General features: G+C 67.7%; 14 protein-coding genes. 5 read left to right on the top strand and 9 right to left on the bottom strand.

Annotated features, from left to right (window positions below):
- Positions 1–26 precede the first annotated feature (26 nt).
- Complete coding sequence (locus ACZ50J_RS01790) at positions 27–647, bottom strand: CYTH domain-containing protein (protein WP_464299578.1); 621 nt, start codon at positions 645–647, stop codon at positions 27–29.
- A 139-nt stretch (positions 648–786) separates the two neighbouring features.
- Between ACZ50J_RS01790 and ACZ50J_RS01785 the strand changes: the two genes are divergently transcribed.
- Both ACZ50J_RS01785 and ACZ50J_RS01780 read left to right on the top strand, forming a co-directional pair.
- Entirely contained in the window at positions 787–2,646 is a 1,860-nt protein-coding gene (locus ACZ50J_RS01785) for an acyl-CoA dehydrogenase (protein WP_464299577.1), read from the top strand.
- Positions 2,647–2,978: 332 nt separating this feature from the next.
- Entirely contained in the window at positions 2,979–5,045 is a 2,067-nt protein-coding gene (locus ACZ50J_RS01780) for a neutral/alkaline ceramidase (RefSeq protein ID WP_464299576.1), read from the top strand.
- A gap of 77 nt (positions 5,046–5,122) precedes the next feature.
- Here the strand turns inward: ACZ50J_RS01780 and aroQ are convergent, their stop codons facing one another.
- From aroQ to ACZ50J_RS01750, 6 genes are all read right to left on the bottom strand, one after another.
- The gene (aroQ, locus tag ACZ50J_RS01775) at positions 5,123–5,566 is read right to left on the bottom strand and encodes a type II 3-dehydroquinate dehydratase (protein ID WP_464299575.1); all 444 of its coding nucleotides are present in this window, start codon (positions 5,564–5,566) and stop codon (positions 5,123–5,125) included.
- A gap of 25 nt (positions 5,567–5,591) precedes the next feature.
- Positions 5,592–6,110 (bottom strand): hypothetical protein, encoded by a 519-nt coding sequence (locus ACZ50J_RS01770; protein WP_464299574.1) that lies wholly within the window; start codon positions 6,108–6,110, stop codon positions 5,592–5,594.
- A 154-nt stretch (positions 6,111–6,264) separates the two neighbouring features.
- Complete coding sequence (locus ACZ50J_RS01765; protein ID WP_464299573.1) at positions 6,265–8,097, bottom strand: NHL domain-containing thioredoxin family protein; 1,833 nt, start codon at positions 8,095–8,097, stop codon at positions 6,265–6,267.
- A gap of 34 nt (positions 8,098–8,131) precedes the next feature.
- Positions 8,132–9,118: an L-histidine N(alpha)-methyltransferase gene (egtD, locus tag ACZ50J_RS01760; protein ID WP_464299572.1), complete on the bottom strand. Its 987-nt coding sequence runs from the start codon at positions 9,116–9,118 to the stop codon at positions 8,132–8,134.
- 74 nt (positions 9,119–9,192) lie between these two features.
- The gene (gene egtB, locus ACZ50J_RS01755) at positions 9,193–10,500 is read right to left on the bottom strand and encodes an ergothioneine biosynthesis protein EgtB (RefSeq protein WP_464299571.1); all 1,308 of its coding nucleotides are present in this window, start codon (positions 10,498–10,500) and stop codon (positions 9,193–9,195) included.
- A gap of 146 nt (positions 10,501–10,646) precedes the next feature.
- Positions 10,647–11,075 (bottom strand): hypothetical protein, encoded by a 429-nt coding sequence (locus tag ACZ50J_RS01750; RefSeq protein WP_464299570.1) that lies wholly within the window; start codon positions 11,073–11,075, stop codon positions 10,647–10,649.
- Positions 11,076–11,188: 113 nt separating this feature from the next.
- On the opposite strand from ACZ50J_RS01750, the gene ACZ50J_RS01745 reads away from it, so the two are divergent.
- Entirely contained in the window at positions 11,189–11,812 is a 624-nt protein-coding gene (locus ACZ50J_RS01745; RefSeq protein WP_464299569.1) for a LysE family translocator, read from the top strand.
- Between the two features lie 276 nt (positions 11,813–12,088).
- Here the strand turns inward: ACZ50J_RS01745 and ACZ50J_RS01740 are convergent, their stop codons facing one another.
- Both ACZ50J_RS01740 and ACZ50J_RS01735 read right to left on the bottom strand, forming a co-directional pair.
- Complete coding sequence (locus ACZ50J_RS01740) at positions 12,089–12,883, bottom strand: carbon-nitrogen family hydrolase (protein ID WP_464299568.1); 795 nt, start codon at positions 12,881–12,883, stop codon at positions 12,089–12,091.
- 5 nt (positions 12,884–12,888) lie between these two features.
- Entirely contained in the window at positions 12,889–14,898 is a 2,010-nt protein-coding gene (locus tag ACZ50J_RS01735; RefSeq protein WP_464299567.1) for a bifunctional copper resistance protein CopD/cytochrome c oxidase assembly protein, read from the bottom strand.
- A 73-nt stretch (positions 14,899–14,971) separates the two neighbouring features.
- Between ACZ50J_RS01735 and ACZ50J_RS01730 the strand changes: the two genes are divergently transcribed.
- Positions 14,972–15,859, top strand: coding sequence for a maleylpyruvate isomerase family mycothiol-dependent enzyme (locus ACZ50J_RS01730; RefSeq protein WP_464299566.1), 888 nt, complete (start codon positions 14,972–14,974; stop codon positions 15,857–15,859).
- A gap of 223 nt (positions 15,860–16,082) precedes the next feature.
- Positions 16,083–16,589: a MarR family winged helix-turn-helix transcriptional regulator gene (locus ACZ50J_RS01725; protein WP_464299565.1), complete on the top strand. Its 507-nt coding sequence runs from the start codon at positions 16,083–16,085 to the stop codon at positions 16,587–16,589.
- Positions 16,590–16,653: the final 64 nt, after the last annotated feature.

The raw sequence follows: 16,653 nt of genomic DNA, 5'->3' as shown, positions 1-16,653 counted from the left end.
CGTGCACCTCCTGCTCCGATTGTCCCTCAGCCGCCGGTCGACGGTGGCGTCAGCGCGGTTCGCAGCTTCGACGCGATCGACACCTGCGGTATGCCGAGCCCGGCGAGCCGCTCGGTGACGGCGTCCAGGAATTCGATGCTGCCACTGCCGGCCAACTCGACCTCGAGCTCGTGCCAGGCCTGGTCGAGGCCAGGGTCGAGCAGGTTGTTCGTGGTGACCGTGTCGTCGCAGACGGTCGCGAGCACTCCGGTCGCGCCGTCGAGCCTGCGTTCGACACGGATCGTGCACACCCGGCAGATCGGTTGCAACGGCTCGCCATCGGTCAGGTCGGCGACCTGAGTCACGAACTCCTCGGGCGGCGTGTCCTGCCCGGCATCGAGCGGCAGACCGTGCTCGAGCCGGCCGTCGCCGTCGCTCGGGATCTTCAGGTGCCAGCCGTCGTCGGACCCTCCGGTCCGGCGACGCAGGGTCACCCCGGCCCGGGCGAGTCGCAGGTCCGGTGTGTCGAAGTAGAGCGCGTCCAGCTCGAAGCGCACCGGTGCCGAGACCGCCTCGACACCGGGCCAATCGGTCGGATCCGGGACCGCTCCTTCGGCGGCGAGCGCGAACTTGCGCTCCACTTCCATGTGCTGATCGGCCTGCGTCATACGCCCATCCTCGCCGACTCGATGCGTCGCTGCCGGGCGCCCGTGGGGTGCGCCATACCGACCCCGCGTTTGCCTCCGCTACCGACGAGTAGCACAATGAAGTTACTGACGAGTAGGCCCATCTGGAGGAGCCAGAGCCATGTCCCATTACAAGAGCAACACCCGTGATCTGGAGTTCAACCTCTTTGAGCTCCTCGGTCGCCAGGATGTTCTCGGTTCGAGCCCGTACGACGAGGTCGACGCCGACACCGCCCGCGAGATGATCAAGGAGCTGGCGCGGCTGGCCGAGAACGAGCTGGGCGACAGCCTGCTCGACTCCGACCGCAACCCGCCGGTCTACGACCCGCAGACCAAGACCGCGAAGCTCCCGGAGAGCTTCAAGAAGTCCTACCAGGCTTACCTCGACTCGGGCTTCCAGGCCGTGGACCTGCCCAAGGAGTTCGACGGCACCGTCGTGCCGCCGTCGCTGAAGTGGGCGATGAACGAGCTCGTGCTCGGTTCGAACCCGGCGATCGGCATGTATGCCGCGACCTTCGCCTTCTCCCGTCTGCTGCACATCCTGGGCACCGACGACCAGAAGAAGCTCGCCAAGTGGATCGCCCAGGGTTCCTGGGGCGCCACCATGGTGCTCACCGAGCCGGACGCCGGCTCGGATGTCGGCGCCGGCCGCACCAAGGCCGTGCAGCAGCCCGACGGCACCTGGCACATCACCGGCGTGAAGCGCTTCATCACCTCCGCCGAGCAGGACATGAGCGACAACATCGTGCACTTCGTGCTCGCCCGCCCGGAGGGTGCCGGCGCCGGCACCAAGGGGCTGTCGCTCTTCATCGTGCCGAAGTACCACGTCGACCTCGAGACCGGTGAGCTCGGCGACCGCAACGGCGTCTACGTCACCAACGTCGAGCACAAGATGGGCCTGAAGGTCTCGACCACCTGCGAGTTGACCTTCGGCGACGGCGAGCCCGCCGTCGGCACCCTGCTCGGCGACGAGCACAACGGCATCGCGCAGATGTTCCAGGTCATCGAGCACGCGCGAATGCTGGTGGGCACCAAGGCGATCGCCACCCTGTCGACCGGTTACCTCAACGCACTCGACTACGCCAAGCAGCGCGTCCAGGGTGCCGACATGACCACGCCGGCCAAGGACGCCCCGCGCGTCACGATCACCCACCACCCGGACGTGCGCCGCAGCCTGATGTTGCAGAAGGCGTATGCCGAGGGCCTGCGCTCGCTCGTGCTCTACACCGCCAGCCAGCAGGACATCGTCGACGCGGAGTTCCTGCGCACCGGCTCCGAGCAGCCCGAGGCAGGTTCGCCCGCCGAGATGGCAGGCAAGCTGAACGACCTGCTGCTGCCGATCGTCAAGGGCGTCGGCTCGGAGCGCGCGTGGGTGCTGCTGGGCACCGAGTCGCTGCAGACCTTCGGTGGCTCCGGCTTCCTGCAGGACTACCCGGTCGAGCAGTACGTCCGCGACGCCAAGATCGACACCCTCTACGAGGGCACGACCGCGATCCAGGGCCAGGACTTCTTCTTCCGCAAGATCGTCAAGGACCAGTTCGCCTCGCTGATGCACCTGGCCGGGCAGATCACCGAGACGGTCAAGGGCGGCGACGGTCACGACGGTCTGCAGACCGAGCGCGAGCTGCTCGGCACCGCGCTGGCCGACGTGCAGGGCATCGCCGAATGGCTTGCCACCACTGCGATGTCGGCTCTCGAGGAGGGCAAGGCGAAGGAGATCTACAAGGTCGGCCTGAACACCTCGCGCTTCCTGCTCGCTGCCGGTGACCTGGTCATCGGCTGGCTGCTGGTGCGCGGCGCCGAGGTCGCGCAGGCTCGCCTGGACGCCGGCGACGCCGGCTCCGACGAGGCGTTCTACCGCGGCAAGGTCGCGGCGGCGAAGTTCTACGCGGCCAACGTGCTGCCGAAGATCACCGCCGAGCGCGCGATCGCCGAGGCCACCGGCCTGGACCTGATGGAGCTGCCGGAAGAGTCCTTCTGATCCTTCGGCACTGAGCCGCTCCGGCATACACCCTTTCGCGAGGCGCCGCCGAGGCTCGGGAGCGACCGAGAGGCCCGGAGAATCACCCGTTCGCGGGTTGGTTCCCCGGGCCTCTCGGCGTTCACCCATCCCGAATGGCGGCTTCTTCGCCGAGTGACGGCCCAATCTCGCCGTCACTCGGCGAGGGAGCCGTCACTCGGCATGGTGGGGCCGCCGACTTGGTCGGTTGTTCATATTTATTGGTCGCTTGTCCACCTTGGCGGTGTGATTCCTGTCATAGTCGAACGGTCAGCGTGGTTACGCGCGCGTAAGGATTGCTAAGGAGACCGGCCATGGCGATGTATGACGACACAACGGGCCCGACCCGCCGCACCGTGCTGCGTGGCAGTGCCGCCGCCGGAGTGGGCGCGGCGGTCGCAACCACAGCCGTCGCGGGTGCTGCCGACGCCGACGCTGCAACCGGGTCGGCATACCTCGTCGGTCGCGGCATCGGCGACACGACCGGGGCGTGCGCCGAGAACGGCATGATGGGCTACTCGATGCCGCAGCAGATCGACAACGGCATCTCGATGCGACTTCGCGCGCGAGCATTCGTGATCGTCGACCGCGCGACCGGCAAGCGCATCGCGTGGTGCGTGGCCGACCAGGCGATGGTCCCGGTGGCAGCGCACGCGGCGATCGTCGCCAAGCTGATGGCGAAGTACCCGGGCACCTACGACTACACGAATGTCTGTGTCACTGCTACGCATTCGCACTCGACTCCGGGCGGCTGCTCACACGACTTCATCTACAACCTGGCGATCCTCGGCTTCCAGCAGGACAGTTTCGATGCGATGGTCGACGGCTACGTCGACGCGATCAGCGCGGCGCACGAGGACCTCAAACCAGGCTCGATCTCGGTCGGGCACACCACGTTGAACAACGCCAGCCGCAACCGTTCGCAGACGGCGTTCGATCTCAATCCCGCGTCGGACAAGGCCAGTTTCCCGGACTCGATCGACCCGCACATGATCGTCTGGCGCTTCAAGCAGGGCAGCACCGATGTGGGTGCGATCTCGTGGTTCCCGACGCACGGCACATCGCTGCCGAACACGAATCTCCTTGTCAGCGGTGACAACAAGGGGTATGCCGCCTGGTCGTGGGAGCGTGAACAGCTCGGCCAGGACTACCTGGCCGGCCAGCCGAAGTTCGTCTCGGCATTCGCCCAGTCGGCCGCGGGCGACATGTCCCCCAACCTCGAACTCAAGCCCGGGACCGGTCCGACCGACGACCCGTGGCAGAACATCGCGATCATCGGCGACCGGCAGAAGACCGCGATGCAGTCGGCCTGGAAGTCGGCGACCACGCCCATCACCGGATCCGTCGAGAGCATTGCGACATACATCAATATCGGTGACATCGCTATCGATTCGAAGTGGACGCCGGACGGGCAGGAGCATCACACGACACCTGCGGTGATCGGCGCGTCGATGCTCGCCGGCAGCGTCGAGGACGGTCCCGGTCTGGGCTATCCGGAGGGTTGGACCGGTCCGCTGGCCAAGTTGTGGGCGATGCTGCCGTCGATGCCGCCCTCACCGGGGTGGATGCTCGCCGAGCAACAGCCGAAGCTGTGCACGCTGCCGGTCGGGTTGATCGGAGCGGCGCCGAGCCGAGTGCTGATCCAGGTGCTGAAGATCGGGCAGTTCCACATCGTCTGCACTCCGTGCGAGGTGACGATCGTCGCCGGTCTGCGGATCCGGCGGTCGGTCGCGTCCGAGCTCGGCGTGCCCATCGACCAGGTGATGATCCAGTCGTATTCCAACGGGTATGCCGAATACGTCACCACGCCAGAGGAATACGCGTCCCAGCAGTACGAAGGTGGCTCGACGCTGTACGGCCGTTACGAACTGTGCGCCTACCAGCAGGAGCTGTCCTCATTGGCGAAGAAGTTGCAGGACGGCGACTCTGTGCCGGTCGGCAGCGCGGGCGCTCCGTCACCGCTCGGGATGATCAACCTGGTGCCGGGCGTGGTCTATGACAACCCGCCGTTCGGCAAGAAGTTCGGTCAGGTCGTGACCCCGCCGACCTCGTCGTACACGCGCGGGTCGCAGGTATCGGCCACGTTCGTCACCGGACACCCGAAGAACAACCTGCGTCGCGGTGCGACCTACCTCGAGGTGCAGCGCAAGGTCGGGACGTCGTGGCAGCGAGTGCAGGACGACGGTGACTTCGCGACGAAGTTCGTCTGGAAGCGCACGGACGTGCTGCTCGGTTCGTCGACGGCGACGATCACCTGGGACATCCCGGCCGACGCTCCGAAGGGCACCTACCGGATCGTGCACCACGGGTCGTCGAAGGCGCCCTTGACCGGGAAGATCAGCGACTTCACCGGCACCTCAACGGAGTTCACGGTCGGCTGACGCAACACCACCATCGCGAATGACGGCTTCTTCGGCGAGTGACGGTCGGATACGGCCGTCACTCGGCGAAGAAGCCGTCATTCGGCAGAGATGTGTGCGGCGAGGCGACGCAGGGCGAACTCGTAGCCGTCGATGCCACATCCCACGATGACGCCGACCGCGAGGTCGGACAGGTAGGAGTGGTGCCGGAAACCCTCGCGGGCGAAGACATTCGAGACGTGCACCTCGACGAACGGGACCTGAACCGCCGCCAGCGCGTCCCGGATGGCGACGGAGGTGTGCGTGTAGGCGCCCGCGTTGAGGACGATGCCCGCATTGTCGCGACGTCGCTGGATCTCGTCGACCAGTGCGCCCTCGTGGTTGCTCTGGAAGAACTCGACCTGCACATCCAACTCGCCGGCCACCTGCTCACATCGCGTCTGTATGTCGGAGAGCGTTGCGGCGCCATACAATTCGGGCTCGCGAGTGCCGAGCAGGTTGAGGTTCGGGCCGTTGAGGACAGCGATCGTCGGACGCGTCATACGGCAAGTATGGCGGCTCGGTCGCTCAACCGCGTGACGACGGCCCGTCGTCGCGCACCTCGTGCACCGTCGCGACGGCGTCCCGTAGTCGGCCGATCCAGTCGTCCTCGTGCTGGCCGACGAGCCGGACACACCAGGCCAGTGCTTCGGATCGCGACCGTGCCACCCCGGCGTCGACGAGCGTGTCGAGCACCCGGCGCTCGGGCTGCCGCAGGCGCGTCATCACCGGCACCGACAGGTTCGTGAACACCTCGCGCGTCTCGCCGCAGACGGCGCCCCACGCGACCTTGCCGCCGAACCGGCGCTGGGCCTCGTCCGCGATCCGCATCCGCTGGGTGCGGGTGTCCTCGCGCCACCGTTTGATGCGACCCGTCTCGGCGGCGCGGGCACCGTCGTCGTCTGCTCCTTCGTCGGACTTGTCGACCTTGGGCGCGGGCAACGTGCCGATGACCACGATCTCGTCGCGGTCGATCGTCACCTCCGCCGCGCCCTCGAACCACTCGTCGGGCAGTCGCCCGGCGAACCATCCCTCGATCTCGTTCATGTCTTGATTACACGCTTACATGATTACAGCGTCAAGGGGTCTCGATACGCGGCTCGTTCCCCTTCGAGACGCCCGCTCGTCCCTCACGGGCTCCCTTTCGAGACGTTTGCTCGTCCCTCTCAAACTCCTCAAGGGTCGGCTCAGGGCACAACCGTTACTGCGTTGCGCGCAGGCCGAGCGTGAGCTCCGAGGGCGCACCGTCGACGAGGCGGATCGGGATGCCCCAGTCCTGTTGGTAGACATGGCAGGCCGCATGCTCGGGCAGCTCCCCGGTCACCGGATCACCGTCGCAGGCGGCCGCGCGGACCGAGATGTGCAGCACGCCTTCGCCGACACCGTCCGCGAACTCCAGCTTCCGCGTGAGTCCCTGCGCCGCGCCGGCGCCCTGCACCAGCAACGTCTCCGGGCTCGCGGAGATCGTCAGTTGCGTCGGGTCGCCATACCGCTTGTCGAGCTTCTGCCCGGTCGGCGGAACGAAGTCGACGGCCAGCTCGAGCGCTCCCGGCGCGACCTCGGTCACCGACCGTTGAGTCTGCAGCGCCGAACCCGAAACCCGTGCAGCATCAGCAGGTATGGCGACTCTGGTGACGCGATGTGCGTTCGACTCGACAACCAGCAAGCGAGCGCCGTCCGCGTCGGTCTCGACCAGCACGTCGCTGGGTTCGGCGAGTCCCGAAGCCAGCGTGGTCACTTCGCCACTCGTGGGGTCGAAACGCCGGATCGCCCCGTTGTAGGTGTCGGCGATGGCGACGCTTCCGTCCGGCAGCTCGGTCACCCCGAGCGGATGCTGCAGCAACGCGTCTGCGGCAGGGCCATCGACGTGGCCGAAGTCGAAGAGGCCCTTGCCGACATACGAGTCGAGACGGAACCCGTTGTCCGACAACGAGATCGACCGCAACGCCGAGGTCTCGGAGTCCGCAACCCACACCCGCGAACCGTCACCTGCTGACGCCAGTCCGGACGGCTGGGCCAGCCAGGCGTCATACGCGTCACCGTCACGCAGACCCTCGTTGCTGGTTCCGGCGAGGACCGCGACCGAGTTGTCCTTGGCGTCGGCGGCGAGGTGCAGCGCCCACAGTTGGTGTGTTCCGGCCATCGCGATGACCACCCGGTCGATCCACCAGGCGAGATCCCACGGCGTGGACAACGGCTGCTTGAGCGCCGCGCCGCTGCCGGACCGCTCTCGCAACTGCTCCCCGGTGCCGGCCTGCACCTGAATCTGCCCGTCCGACAGGCGGATCGAGAAGATCTGGTGTCGGACGGTGTCGGCGACGAGCACGTCGTAACCAAGACGTCCGGCAGCCTCGGGTGGCAGCATCAACAACCCGTGCGGGGAATCGAGGAGGCCGCCGTCGCCATACCGGGCGCGCTCGGTCTCCAGGTCCGCTTCCAGGTGCACGACCTGGTGATGAGCGGTGTCGGACACCAGGTAGCTGCCGTCCCCGACAGCGACGACCTTGCCGGGGAAGCGCAACGCCGTGGCGGGCGGCTCGGGCGCGACATACGGACCATCCCCGGTGCGCAAGGTGCCCTTCGCGCGGTGTTCCTCGAGCAATTCGCGGACCAGGACGGTCAGACCGTGCGCGTGACCCTCGCCGGAGAACTGCCCGACGATGTAGCCCTCGGGATCGATGACGACCAGGGTCGGCCAGGCACGGGCTGTATACGCGCCCCAGGTGGTCAGCTCCGGATCGTCCAGCACCGGGTGGTGCACGGCGTAACGTTCGACCGCCTGCTCCAGCGCCACCGGGTCGGCCTCGTGCTCGAACTTGGGCGAGTGCACGCCGATGAGCACCAGTTGATCGGCGAATTCCTGCTCCAGTGGCCGCAATTCGTCCAACACGTGCAAACAGTTGACGCAGCAGAAGGTCCAGAAATCCAGGACCACAACGTTGCCGCGCAGGTCCGCCAGGCTGACCTGTTCGCCGCCGGTGTTGAGCCAGCCCCGGCCCACCAGCTCCGGAGCGCGCACTCGGATCTTCGTCATACCGTCCATGATCGCGCGCGCCCGGAACTCGCGATCAGCCGGTCGGTTTGGTGGCGAGCAGGACGGCGAAGTCGCCGGCCCGATCGGTCCACACCTGCCGCACCGGGAGGCCGACCTCCTCGAGCTCAGCGGAGATACCGCTGATCCGGAACTTCGTCGAGATCTCCACCCGCACCTCCTCGCCGAAGGCGAGCGTGAAGTCCAGACCCGCGCCGGGCAGCCGCACCCGCTGCGGCATCTCGGCACGCAGCCGCAGGTCCATCCGCTCCATCTGCGGATCCCAGAAGGGCACGTAGGAGAAGCCGTCGGGGTCGATCTCACCCTCCAACTCGCGGTTGAGCACCAGCAGCACGTTGCGGACGAAGTCCTCCGTCACGCCCTCTGCGTCGTTGTATGCCGCCACGAGCCGATCGGCACTCTTGACCAGATCGACGCCCAGCAACAGCGAATCCCCAGCATTCAGAACATCACTCAGCGCACCGAGGAACGCCCCACGCTCCTCGCGGTAGAGGTTGCCGATGGTGCTGCCGAGGAAGGCGATCGTGCGACGACCGCCGTCGGGCAACTGGGCCAGGTGCAGGGTGAAGTCGCCGACGACCGCCTCGACCTGCAGTCCGGGATAGCGCTCCGCGAGCGTCTCGGCCGCCTGCCGCAGCGTCGCCTCGGACACGTCGACCGGCGCGAACCGCTCCAGCCGCCCGGTCGCGGTGAACGCGTCGAGCAGGATCCGGCTCTTCTCGCTGGTGCCGCTGCCCAGCTCGATCAGGGTCGTCGCACCGCTCGCGGCGGCGATCTGGTCGGCATGCTCGGACAGGATCTCGTGCTCCGCGGCGAACGGGTAGTACTCCGGCAGCTTGGTGATCTGGTCGAACAGCTCCGAGCCCGTGTCGTCATACAACCATTTGGGCGAGAGCGTGCGCGGGTGACTGCCCAGGCCACGGCGCACATCCTCGATGAGGCTGTCGCCGGCACGATCCGCGTCGAGCAGCACCGAGATGATCGGCTCCTGTGCGGCGCTCATTCTCTCTGTCGCGCCTCTTCCCTCCCCTGCGGTCCTCACTCGTACCTCGCTCGTGTCCTCGGCTCGGTCGGCGCTCACAGCGCACTCCCCTCGGCGAGACGAAGTCCCGTCATCGGCCAGCGAGCGCCGGCCGGGAAGAAGTTCCGGTATGACGCCCGGGCATGCCCCGGAGGCGTCAGCGCGCATCCGCCGCGCAACACCATCTGACCGGACATGAACTTGCCGTTGTATTCGCCGATCGCGCCCTCCGCGGGATGGAACCCCGGATAGGCGAGGTATGCCGAGGAGGTCCACTCCCAGCAGTCGCCATACATCTGCCGGAGCCCGCCGGTCGCCGGTGGTGCCGAACGCGCGTGGTAGCTCTGCGAATTGGCGAGATTGGCGGTGTCGTCCGGCTCGCCGACCAGGGTGCGTGCAGCGTGCTCCCACTCCTCCTCGGTCGGCAGTCGCTTGCCGGCCCACGTCGCGTAGGCGTCGGCCTCGTAGTGGCTCAGATGAGTCACCGGCAGCCCCGGGTTGACCGGGAAGGTGCCGTGCAGGGTGTGCTCGAACCAGATGCCGTCGAGCTGCTGCCAGTAGAACGGCGCGCCCCACTGCTCGCGCTGCACCCGGCCCCACCCGTCGGACAGCCAGAACTCGGCCCGGTCGTAACCACCATCGGCCATGAACTCCAGCCACTCGCCGTTGGTGATCAACCGGTCGGCGAGCCGGTAGGGCTCCAGGTAGGTCCGGTGGGGCGGCAGCTCGTTGTCGAAACAGAACCCGCCGCCGTCATGACCCACCTCGACCAGGCCACCCTCCACGTCGACCCAGCCGAGCGCGTCCGGTACGCCGACCGGCTCGGCCCTCCCGGCGTAGACGGGCTGCAACGGGTTTTCGGACAGGACGTGCTTGATGTCCATCAGCAGCAACTCCTGGTGCTGCTGTTCGTGGTTGAAGCCGAGCTCGATGGTCGCCGAGAGCTTCTCCAGCGCGCCACCGTCGAGCGTGTCGATGAGGTCGCGCATCCGCGCGTCGACGTTGCCGCGGTAGGTGCCGACGTCGTGGGCGCCGGGTCTGCTGATGTGCCCCCGCTCGGCGCGCGCGTAACGCGGGCCGACCGCCTCGTAGTAGCTGTTGAACAGGAACCAGTACTTGTCCTGGTATGGCGCGAAGTTGCGCTCCTCCTCGGCCAGCACGAAGGTCTCGAAGAACCAGGTCACGTGCGCGCGATGCCACTTCGTCGGTGAGACGTCGGGCATCGACTGGACGGTCTGGTCCTCGGGCGACAGGGGTGCGGCGAGACGTTCGGTGTAGGAACGGACCTCGTCATACCGCGACAGAAGTGCGTCGACGGTCCAACTGTCGGTCGTGCTGTCGGTGCGAGTGGAAAGGGTGGTCACGTCGAACACCTCCGGCCCGGCCGGTCATCGGCGTCCGCCGTGTGCGGGCGCGCCGGGCCGGGCTCACTCAGTCCAGCGTAGGGGCGGGGTCCGACAGCCGGTGAAGTTGACGGTGGCCGACAGGTGGCTCGCCGGTTGCGATCCGACTACTGGAAGGGCCGGTCGACGGGCGGCGTTGTCGGGGTGGGTGCGATGACCTGCTGTACGGCGCCGGCCTCGATCAGCTTGGCGATCTGCCGGATGCGGTCGCGCGATGCGCCCCAGCCCTTGACTTTCTCCGCGGCCACCAGGTCGCGTGTGCGGGTGATCTCGATCGTCCACGGCGTACCGAAGAGCGACCGGGCGATCATCACCAGCGGGAAGACGAGCAGCAACAGGAGGAACTCGCCGAGGAAGACGACCAGCACGATGATCAGTGGCACCAGGATGATGCCGAAGATGATCATGCTGATCGGGTCGTCGCCGAGGTCCGGAATGTCGAACCAGTCCAGGTCCTTCCCTTTCGCCTTGCGGCGCCAGGGCAGCCATTTGCGACGTACGCGATATTTCTCGCCGGTCGGTGCGACGGCCTTCATGGGTTCCCTCCCTGGGTGACGCGGGGCAGACTACTGACGCCGCGCACGCCTTCGGCGTTCCGGGTCTCGGAACATGTCCTCCGCTGTCCCTGCCGGCACCTACCATCTTCGGTATGGCGCAGTACCTGTCCTTCGTCGCGCTCGCGCTGCTGCTCGCGATCGCACCCGGCCCCGACTCGTTGCTGACGTTGCGCAGCACGCTCATCGGCGGCCGGCGACGAGGTGCGTGGACGGTCGTCGGGATCCTGGTCGCGAACGTCGTGCAGGGTGTCCTCGCCGCGTCCGGACTCGGCGCGATCCTGGTCCACGCCGAGACTGTCTTCCGGATCATCAAGTGGGCGGGTGCGGCATACCTCGCCTATCTCGGGTTCCTGGCAATCCGCGCCGCCTGGCGGATGCGGAACGCGGACGGCCCCGCCGACGCGGTCCCGACACTGCGCCGCAGCCCGTGGGCGGCCGCCCGTCAGGGCTTCCTCTGCAACATCACCAACCCGAAGGTGCTGGCGTTCAACATCGCCGTGCTGCCGCAGTTCGTCGGCGAACACGCAAGCGTGGCAACGCTGTTGACCTATGCCATGACGCTCGCGGCGGTGGGTTCGGTCGTGCTCGTCGCGCTGGTCGCCGTCGCCGGCCTCGCCACGCGGGTGCTGCAGCGCATCACCGTCCGCCGCAGCATCGAGGGCGCGACCGGAGTCGTCATGCTCGGGTTCGCCAGCGCGCTCGTCGTCGAGAGCTGAAAGCTCCTTGAGGAGCGCGTGAGGCACGAGCGCGCGTCTCGAAAGGCGCCGCGACCCATCGAGACGCCGGCTCGTCCCTCACCGGCTCCTCAGGGATCTCCCAACGAAGCTCCTTGAGGAGCTTGTGAGGCACGAGCAAGCGTCTCGAAAGGGCAACGGCGGGACCTCGAGACGCTCGTTCCTCGCTCCTCGGCCACCTCGGATACGGGACCTCGACGCTTCGAGCACGTGGTCTCGATACGGACTCGTTCCTCGCCCTACTCGACCGGCGTGGGTTCACATGCGGCGGTCGCGCAGGACCGGGAAGGCCTCCCGGAAGTCCGCCACGGACGCCGGGTCGACATCCACGCGCAGGATCTCCTCGTCGGCACCGGCTTCGGCGAGCACCTCGCCGGTCGCCGCGATGACCGCACTGCGGCCGCCCATCGGGGTGCCGGCGTGCGTGCCGGCGGTGTTGCAGCCGATCACCAGGCACTGGTCCTCGATCGCCCGGGCGCGCAACAGCAACGACCACGCGTCGACCCGGGCCTTCGGCCACGCAGCGGGTATGACGAAAGCGATCGCGCCGCGATCCACCTGTGCGCGATAGAGCTCGGGGAAGCGCAGGTCGTAACAGGTCGACAGGCCGGCCGACATACCGGCGACATCCGTCACGACGACCTCCGTGCCGGCTTCCATCAGCTTCGGCTCGCCGCCGGCGAACCCGAACCGGTGGATCTTGCGGTAGGTCGCCGCGAGCGATCCGTCCGGCCGGAACAGCACCGAGGTGTTCCACAGCGACTTGCCCTCCGGGCCGGTCTCCCCCGACGCCGGATGCTCCGCGATCGAGCCGCCGTGCAACCACACGCCGGCGTCGCGGGCAGCGTCCGCGAGCACCGCGACCACCGCGCCACCGACGTCCTGCGAACGCGCCGGCCACTCCCGGTAGGAGAACCCACCCGCGGACCACAGCTCCGGCAGCACGACCAGGTCGGCGCCCGCCTCGGCCCGCACCAGGTCACTCACGCGGGACGTGCGGTCCTCGAGCGACTCGTTGTCGTCATACGCGAGCTGGGTGACGGCGATCCGCATGGTTCTCAACCCTTCTCGTGCGTCGAACTCACCCGTGCACGGGTTGCCAGGTAGTCGTTGTAGGCGTTCAACTCGGCATCGCCGTCCCGCTCGGCCTGCCGTTCGGCACGCTCGCCTGCGGCACGGTCGGTGCGGTACCACTCCATCGCGATCAGCATCGCCAGCATGAAGGTCGGGAACTCGCCGGCACCCCAGGCGACGGTGCCCGCCCGCTGCTGGTCGACGAGCGGATCGGTCACCCACGACAGGTGCAGCACCGTGAACAGGTCGGGCGCCAGCAACGTCGTGCCGGTCATCATCGCGACGCCGAAGAAGGCGTGGAACGCGATGGCCACCAACAGGATCAGCATCCGGATCGGCGGCGCCCAGCGCTTCGGCCCCGGGTCGATTCCGACCATCGCGTAGGCGTAGATGTAACCGACGGTCATGAAGTGGACGACCATCAGCACGTGGCCGGTGTGGGTGGTCAGCGCCAGGTAGAACAGCGGCGAGTAGTAGAACGCGATGAGCGTGCCGAAGGACAGCACGGCGGCGATGATCGGGTTCGCGAAGAATGCGAAGACCCGCGAGTGGACGATCGCGAGGATCAGTTCGCGGGGGCCGAGCGTGCCGTCGTGTCGCTTCGGCAGCGCGCGCATCGCCAGCGTCACGACCCCGCCGCGCACCAGGCAGATCGGCACGAACATCGAGATGCCCATGTGCATCAGCATGTGCACCGAGAACATGACGTGCCCGTAGATCGCCGGCGCCGCATCCGTGAAGTAGACGAACGCCGCCCAGCCGCAGACCCACCAGACCGTGCGGGCGATCGGCCACTTGTCGCCGCGGCGGTGCAGGCGCCATACCCAGTGCAGATAGACGCCCAGGGCGAGCACCGCGACCGCGGTGAAGAGCCACTCCACCCGCCAGGACAGGAACCAACTGCTCGCCTGCAGCGGTGCCGGCGTCGGGTAGTCGGTGAGCGAGAACGCGAGGTCGGTGGTGTTGAGCGGCGACTCACCGGACACCGGCGGCTCCGATCGCGACAGCGCCGCGCCCAGCCCCATCGCGACGCCCATCACCAGCACTTCCATGCCGGCCAGCCGAGCGAAAGCGGCCCGCCCGGGTTTGGACGCGCGGTCGGCGCGCAACCGGGCGATCACCTTCTGCCGCTGGAACCAGCCGAGCACCCCGAGCCCGACGAGCGCGGCGATCTTGGCCATCACGACCACGCCGTACTTCGAGCCGAGCCCGCCGAACCCGCCGAGGCGGATCCACGCGTTGAGCGCACCGGACAGCCCGACCATCGCGATGCACCAGGTCGCCACGGTGGAGAAGCGCGCGACGACGTCCGGTGCACCCTTGCCGAGCCGCGACCACATCAGGAGTATGGCGAGCAGGCCGCCCACCCACACCGCGACGCCGAGCAGGTGGAACGCCAGCGAGTTGACCGCGGCGTCGTGGTCGTTGCTGCCCGCCGCGTGACCGACCAGGGCCAGCGGCCACAGCCCGGCGACGCCGACGAAGAAGAGCGCGGCCTGGATGGCGCGGCCCGCGCCGATGAAGCAGACGACGGCGATGAACAGCCCGACGAGCGACGTGATCGCCGGCGAGCGCAACAGCTCCAACTGCCAGGTCGACTGCCAGGCGGACGACCAGAACCCGCTCGATCCGACGTGCGTGCCCGAGACGTCCGCGTAGTTGAGCACCACGCTGATCGCCCCGGCGATCGCCCAGGCGAGCGCCGCCCACGCGGCATACCGGCTGACCCGGATGCGACGTGCGGTGTTGGCGCCCTCGGGCATCAGCAGCCCACCGAGCAGCAGCAGACCCACCGTCAGTGCCATCGCCAGTTGGAACACCGTCGTCGACAGCGGCAGCCCCCAACGGACGAACGCTCCGCTGTCGACCAGCTCGAGCTTGTCGCTCGCCCCGGTGAATTTCAGGGCGAGCGCGCACGCGATCAGGCCGGCGAGAACCGTGCCGACGAGTGCTCCGGAGCGCGAGCTCGGACGGGCGGTCGAGGGGGATGTCACGTCGAAAATCCTAAATCCGGACCTTGTGGGTCATTGTCCCGGTGCGGCGGCGCCCACCCATTACCGTGGGGGAATGCCGACGCGACCGCTCCCGCCCGAAGGACTCGACGAGATGGTCGCGGCGTATGCCGGCACCATCCAGGCGGTTCTCGATCTCGGATCCGCTTGTCGGGACGACGATTTCGAACTTCCCACGCAATGCCCGGGTTGGACCGTCAAGGACCAGATCTCGCACGTCACCGGCCTGGAGGCCGGATTGGCGAAGGGCGAGTTCCCCGAGATCGCCGTCCCCGACTATCCGTGGATCCGGCACGACTTCGGGCGCTTCATGGAGCAGTGCGTCGAGGAGCGCCGGACCCGCAGCGGGCACGAGGTCGTCCAGGAACTGGCGCACGTCATACCGCGCCGGTTGCGGGCGCTCCGCGATCCCGAACTCACCCTGGACACGCCCGTTCCCGCACTCGTCGCCGGCATCGAGACCATCGGCGACATGCTGTCCAAGCGGATCATCGACATCTGGTGCCACGAACAGGATCTGCGGGAAGCGCTGGACCGTCCGGGCAATCTGGACTCCGCCGCGGCGGCCGCCTTCGTCACGATCATCCTGAGTGCCTTCCCGAAGCGGGCTGCCCGCGCCGATCTGGAGCCGGGGACCTCGGTGATCATCGAGTGCACCGGACCGGTCCTCGCCCGCGAGGGCGTGCGGATCACGCGCAGCTCCGACGGGTCACTGCGCGGCGAACCGCTGTTCTCCGGCCAGGCACATGTCGACGAGACGGACGACAGCACCGGCGAGCTCATCGTCGTGCCGCCGGGTTCGATGACCACGATCCGGCTGACCACCGAGGCGCTCACCCGGCGAGGCGCCGGCCGCGTCGCGACAGCGGACCTGCGCTACTCGGTCGAGGGCGATGAGGACATCGCCGCGCGCGTACTGGACGCGCTCGCCGTCACTCCCTGACACTCACCCCACGAAGTTTCTCCCCCGCTCCGCTCCTCCGAATACTTCGCGGGGACCCCGATTCCTCTCTTGAGGCCGGTCATACGACCCGATTTGATTCATCGGCATCCGATGAATATAGTTGTATGCCGCAAGCAAGTTACTCAGGTCACACGACCCGGTCCGGAGCGGCGTGCTGTCGCTCCCACTTCCTTCCGAAACCTTCTCCCCCTGCAGGAACGTCATGCCCATCGATCACGCCGTCGCGATGGAGCTGTCCACCGAGCTCATCCAACTGGTGAAGAAGATCGAGGCGATCCGGCATCACTCGCCACGAGTGCATCCGGGCCTCGAGCCTTCGTCATACCCCGTGCTCTTCACGCTGCGGCACGGTCCGACGCGGGTGTCGGCGCTGGCCGAGCATGTCCACTCGGACGTGTCCACCGTGAGCCGTCAGGTCAGCAACCTGGTCAACCACGGCCTGGTGGCCAAGGTCTCGGACCCCGATGACGGCCGCGCCCAGCGGATCGCGCTCACCGACGAGGGTGCCGCGCTCGTGCAGCGCCTGCAGGACGGTCGCGGGCGCTGGTTCCAGCAGATCCTGTCCGACTGGGACGACGAGAAGGCGCGTGACTTCACCCGCTACCTGCACGAATTCATCGGCGACCTCACCGCCGAGATCGACCGGGCCCGCACGCAGGGTGCGGACTTCCCCGAATTTCCGCCAACCACTCGAAAGGATGCTTCATGAGCGAGCGGAGCGAGCGACCAGACAAGCACAGCTTGAATGCTGGCGCCCGACGTAGGAGGGAGGC

This window comes from Flexivirga sp. G2 (genome assembly GCF_055397625.1).
This window is presented reverse-complemented; position numbering and strand designations above follow the sequence as displayed.

Excerpts from the sequence above, each read along its gene's own strand:
- ACZ50J_RS01750 (WP_464299570.1), bottom strand. The coding sequence starts at position 11,075 with ATGAAGGCCGTCGCACCGACCGGCGAGAAATATCGCGTACGTCGCAAA.
- ACZ50J_RS01790 (WP_464299578.1), bottom strand. The coding sequence starts at position 647 with ATGACGCAGGCCGATCAGCACATGGAAGTGGAGCGCAAGTTCGCGCTC.
- ACZ50J_RS01745 (WP_464299569.1), top strand. The coding sequence starts at position 11,189 with ATGGCGCAGTACCTGTCCTTCGTCGCGCTCGCGCTGCTGCTCGCGATC.
- egtD (WP_464299572.1), bottom strand. The coding sequence starts at position 9,118 with ATGAGCGCCGCACAGGAGCCGATCATCTCGGTGCTGCTCGACGCGGAT.
- ACZ50J_RS01725 (WP_464299565.1), top strand. The coding sequence starts at position 16,083 with ATGCCCATCGATCACGCCGTCGCGATGGAGCTGTCCACCGAGCTCATC.
- ACZ50J_RS01780 (WP_464299576.1), top strand. The coding sequence starts at position 2,979 with ATGGCGATGTATGACGACACAACGGGCCCGACCCGCCGCACCGTGCTG.
- ACZ50J_RS01765 (WP_464299573.1), bottom strand. The coding sequence starts at position 8,097 with ATGACGAAGATCCGAGTGCGCGCTCCGGAGCTGGTGGGCCGGGGCTGG.
- ACZ50J_RS01785 (WP_464299577.1), top strand. The coding sequence starts at position 787 with ATGTCCCATTACAAGAGCAACACCCGTGATCTGGAGTTCAACCTCTTT.
- ACZ50J_RS01770 (WP_464299574.1), bottom strand. The coding sequence starts at position 6,110 with ATGAACGAGATCGAGGGATGGTTCGCCGGGCGACTGCCCGACGAGTGG.
- aroQ (WP_464299575.1), bottom strand. The coding sequence starts at position 5,566 with ATGACGCGTCCGACGATCGCTGTCCTCAACGGCCCGAACCTCAACCTG.
- ACZ50J_RS01730 (WP_464299566.1), top strand. The coding sequence starts at position 14,972 with ATGCCGACGCGACCGCTCCCGCCCGAAGGACTCGACGAGATGGTCGCG.
- ACZ50J_RS01740 (WP_464299568.1), bottom strand. The coding sequence starts at position 12,883 with ATGCGGATCGCCGTCACCCAGCTCGCGTATGACGACAACGAGTCGCTC.